A 5,183-nucleotide genomic window follows, 5' to 3' on the forward strand; every position below is an offset into this window, starting at 1 on the left:
TTGAACTGAAGGTCGAACTTCGCGGTCCGGGTTGGGACGATCTCCAGAGCGGCGCCGACGCCGGCGAGGTCGAAGTCGACCAGGGAGTTGTCGTCCTGCCAGGCCAGCATCGTCTGAAACAGCGGGTGGTAGGCGCTGGACCGGTCGGGGTTGAGGATCTCCACGAGCCGGTCGAAGGGTGCGTCCTGGTGGTCATAGGCGGACAGCGCCTTGTCCCGCACCCGGTCGAGCACGTCCTCGAAGGTCGGGTTGCCCGACAGGTCGACGCGCAGCACCCAGGTGTTGACGAAGAAGCCGACCAAGTCGGTCAGAGCCTCGTCGGTGCGCCCGGCGACCGGCGAGCCGATCGAGACATCGTCACCGCAGCCCAGCCGCGACAGCAGCACCGCGAGGACGGATTGCAGCACCATCGGCATCGTGACGTCGTTCCTGCGGGCCAGTGCCTGTGCCGCGCCGAGGAGTTCGGGATCGACGCTGAACTCGAACCCGTCGCCGCGGCGGCTGGCCGAGGGCGGGCGCGGTCGGTCGGTGGGCAGTGGAAGCGGCTGGGGTGCGCCCGCCAGCTCGTCCAGCCAGTATCCGGACTGGCGGGCGACCAGGCTGTGCGGGTCGTTCTCGTCGCCGAGGAGCTCGCGCTGCCACAGGGTGTAGTCGGTGTACTGGACGGGTAGCGCACCCCACCCCGGGTCGCGGCCTTCGAGACGGGCGGCGTAGGCGGTCGACAGGTCCCGTGCGAAGGGCGCCATCGACTCGCCGTCGGCGGCGATGTGGTGCACGACGAGCGCCAGGACGTGCTCATCGGGGGCGCGCCGGAACAGCGTCGCGCGGATCGGCACCTCGGTGAACAGGTCGAAGCGGTGCTCCATCGCCGCCGACAGCGCGGCGGGCACCTCGTACGGCGGGGCCGGGGAGAGTGGGACGTCGAAGGTCAACTTGTCGGCCGGGACAACCCGCTGGAACGGCATGCCGTCGGCGCCCTCGACCAGCAGCGTCCGCAGGCTCTCGTGGCGCAGCACCACGTCGCGCACGGAGGCGGCCAGGGCGTCCGCGTCCAGCGCGCCCGTCAGGCGCAGCGCCACCGGAATGTTGTACGTCGCGGACGGCCCCTCAAACCGGTGCATGAACCACAGGCGGCGCTGCGCGAACGACACCGGCACCGCGCCTGTCGTATCCGCGCGGCGGCACAGCACCGGCCGGGCCCGGCCACCGAAGGACAGGTGGCCGCAGAGGCCGGCGACGGTCGGCGACTCGAACACGGTGCGGATCTTCAGTTCGACGTCGAAGGCCGTGCGGATCCGGCTGATCAGCTGGGTCGCCAGCAGCGAGTGGCCGCCGAGCGCGAAGAAGACGTCGTCGATACCGACGCGCTCCACGCCCAGGACATCGGCGAACAGCCCGGCCAGCCTACGCTCCGCAGCGGTGCGCGGCGCTCGGTAGGTGTCGCCGGTGAACTCGGGTTCGGGCAGTGCGGCCCGGTCGAGCTTGCCATTGGGGGTCAGCGGCAGCCGGTCCATGGGCACGATCGCGGCCGGGACCATGTACTCCGGCAGCCGCTCCCCCACGAACCGCCGCAGGACGTCCACGGACAGTTCGCGGACGTGTTCTGCGGGCACCGCGTAGCCGACCAGCGTGAGGCCTGTGCCCTTGCCGGGACGGGCCAGGACCACGGCGCGCTCCACCTCCGGGTGCGCCGCCAGCACGCTCTCGATCTCGCCGGGCTCGACGCGGAATCCGCGCACCTTGGCCTGCGCGTCGGCACGGCCCAGGTACTCCAGGCTCCCGCCGGCACCCCAGCGCGCGAGGTCGCCGGTGCGGTACATCCGGGACCCGGGCGGCCCGTAGGGGTCGGCGACGAACCGCTCCGCCGTCAGTCCGTGTCGGTCCAGGTAACCGCGGGCCAGTCCGGCACCCGTCAGGTACAGCTCTCCGGCGACGCCCTGCGGGGCGAGCCCGAGCTGGCCGTCGAGGACGTAGGTCCGGCAGTTCGCCAGCGGAGTGCCGATCGGCAGGGTCCCGTCCCCCGTCCCATCGTCGACGCACCCGGCGGCGTACACCGTGGCCTCGGTTGGACCGTAGATGTTCGCCATCCGCACCTGCGGCCACATCTCCCGGACCTTGCGCACCAGGCTCGCCGGCAGCGCCTCGCCCGCGAGGACGATCGTGCCGATCCGGTCCAGGCGCGCCCGGTCGGTCATCGCGTCGAGCACCGAGGGCACGACGCACAGCAGGCTCGCTTCCCCGAAGTCCTCCTCGACGACGGCCAGCGCGTCGTCCAGCAGCACGATGCTGCCGCCCACGAGCAGCGGCACCAGCGTGTCGAACACGGACACGTCGAAGGTCGTGGAGGTGGTTGCCAGGGCCCGTGCGAACGTCGCCGCGCCCAGCTCGGCGACGCCCCAGGCGGCGAGGTTGCCCACGCCCGCGTGCGCGACGACCACGCCCTTGGGGCGGCCCGTGGACCCCGAGGTGTAGATGACGTACGCGGCGTTGCGGGGACGCAGCGCGGCGTACCGGTCGGCGTCCACGGGGTCGCGGTCGGGCCGACCCGCCACGTCGGCCGCCAGGGCCGGGTCGGACAGGACGGCGGGTTCGGCGAATTCCGGGAGCGAGGCGGCGAACTCGGCGTTCGTCAGCACCAGCTTGGGGCGGGCGTCGTCGAGCAGGTAGGCGATTCGCTCGGCCGGGTAGGCCAGGTCGAGCGGCAGATAGGCGCCGCCGGACTTGAGTACGGCCAGCAGGGCGACGACCAGGTCCGCCGACCGCGGCAGCGCCACGGCCACGAGCGTCTCGGGGCCCACTCCGCGGCCGATCAGCCAGTGCGCGAGGCGGTTGGCCCGCGCGTTCAGCTCCGCGTACGAAAGGGAGACCTCACCGCACACCAGCGCCTCGGCGCCCGGGGCGTCCGCCACCCGTTGCTCGAACAGCTCGGGAACGGTACGCGCCGTCAACGGCACCACCGTGTCGTTGAGCACGCGCAGCAGGTGGTCGCGTTCCCGGGGCGCCAGCACGTCGACGGTGCCGACGGGGCGCTCGGGCTCGGCCACCAGCCGGCGCAGGACACGCAGGTACCGCTCAGCGATCTCCTCGACGTACGCCCGGTCGAAGACCTCCGGCTTGTATTCCAGGGCGAGCTTCAGGTGCCCCGTGACGTCCGCGGTCACGGTGAGCGGGTAGTGCGTGCCCGCGAACGGGCGGATGCCGGTGCAGGCGATTCCCGCCTCGTCGCCCGCCTCGGACAGGGCGCTCTGGTCGATGGGGTACGACTCGAAGACGACGAGGGTGTCGAAGAGGTACGGGAGACCGGTGGACTGCTGGATGTCTGCCAGCCCGTGGTGGTGGTGGTCCAGCAGCGTCGCCTGATGGTCCTGGAGCGTGGCCAGCAGTTCGGCCGCCGTGGCAGTGGGGTCGAGTCGTACGCGCACCGGAAGGGTGTTGATGAACATGCCGACCATGGCATCCACTCCGCGCAGAGCGGCGGGGCGGCCGGAGACCGTCGCACCGAACACCACGTCCTGACGTCCGGTCAGGCGTCCGAGCAGGAGCGACCATGCACCCTGGACCACGGCATTGAGCGTGACGCCCAGCTCACCTGCTCGAACGGCGAGTTTTCGGGCCTCGGCCGGGGGAAGGCCGACCTCGACCTGCCAGAACCCGGCCTCCTGGGGGGGCGTGGCCGCGCCGGGGGCGAGCAGGGTGGGTTCGTCGACGCCGTCGAGTTCTTCGGCCCAGGCGCGGGCGGCGGCGTCCTGGTCCTGCTCGGCCAGCCACGCCAGGAAGTCCTGGTAGCCGCGGACCGTAGGCAGCGCCGCGGGGTCGCCACCGGAGCCGTACAGCCGCAGCAGGTCCTGGAGCAGCAGCGGAATGGACCAGCCGTCGAACAGCACGTGGTGAGCGGTGAGGACCAGCTCCGACGTGTCGTCGTCGAGGTGGACGAGCGCGAGGCGCAGCAGCGGCGGGGACGCCGGGTCGAAGCGCGCGTGATGGTCGTCGGCCAGCAGCCGTTCGAGCGCCGGGGCCAGCTGGTCCGGGGGCAGGTGCCGCAGGTCGTCCTGGCGCCAGGGCAACTCGACCTGCGCGGGCACGAGTTGGACCCATCCGCCTGCGTCGGGGAGGAACGCGGAACGGAGGGTGGCGTGGCGGTCCAGCAGTGCCTGGCCGGCGGTGCGCATCCGTTCCGGGTCGACCTGCCCGGAGAGGTGGAACACCAACTGCACCTGGTAGGCGTCGACCGGCGCGTCGGTGAACTTACTGTGGAAGAGCAGACCGGACTGGAGCGGCGTCAGAGGCCATGCATCCACGAGCCCCGGGCAGGACCGCTCCCATTCCTGGATCTGTCCCTGGTCGGCGGAGACCAGCGGAAGGTCGGACGGGGTGAGGCCGCCCGCGTCGGGCTTGGCCGCGTGGTCGGCCAGCGCGGTGAGCGCGGCCCGCCACAGCTCCGCCAGCTCCTGTACGTCGTCCTTGGCAAGGATCCCGGTCGGGAAGGCGAACGTGGCGTCCAGGCGGGGGCCGCGCGCGGTGTCGGTGACGTAGGAGTTCACCTCCAGCGCCGACAGGACGGGCATGTCCGCGTCGAGCACGGCGTCCGCGTCGTCGACGTCCAGGGCCTGGGTGAACCCCAGGCCGCGCAGCTCGTCCGGCATGTCCGTGGCGGAGAAGCGGCCCAGGTAGTTGAAACCGATCTGCGGGCCCGGGTGTGCTGCGAGGACTTCGGCGGTGCTGTCGTTGAAGTACCGCAGGAGGCCGTAACCGACGCCCTTGTCAGGGATGGCGAGCAGTTGTTCCTTGACCGCCTTGACCACCCCGCCCGCCGCGTCGCCACCCGCGAAGGCGTCGTCCAGGTCGAACCCGGCGACGTCGAGCCGGACCGGGAACATACTGGTGAACCAGCCCACCGTGCGCGACAGATCCGCGCCCGGCACCACCGCCTCCTCACGACCGTGCCCTTCCAGCCGCACCAGCAGCGAACTCTCCTCGCTCGAACGCCACTTCGCCACGGCGAGCGCGAGCGCGGCGAGCAGGCCGTCGTTTACCCCGCCCCGGAAGACCGCCGGAATCCGGGTCAACAGCCCTTCCGTCACCTCGGCGGGAAGCTCGACGCGCACCGTGTCGACGGTCGACATCGTGTCCACCGCCGGGTCCGGCCGCCGACTGCCGATCTCCGGATCCGGGCCTTCCAGCAC

The 5,183-nt window shown here is 71.8% G+C and carries 1 protein-coding gene; it reads right to left on the bottom strand.

Annotation, left to right across the window (positions count from 1 at the left end; genetic code table 11):
* Positions 1-5,123: non-ribosomal peptide synthetase (locus GA0115234_RS38535; RefSeq protein WP_161275745.1), on the bottom strand; the 5,123-nt coding region annotated here is incomplete at its 3' end.
* Positions 5,124-5,183: the final 60 nt, after the last annotated feature.

It is taken from the genome of Streptomyces sp. DvalAA-43 (genome assembly GCF_900091725.1).
Classification (GTDB): Bacteria; Actinomycetota; Actinomycetes; order Streptomycetales; family Streptomycetaceae; genus Streptomyces; species Streptomyces pulveraceus.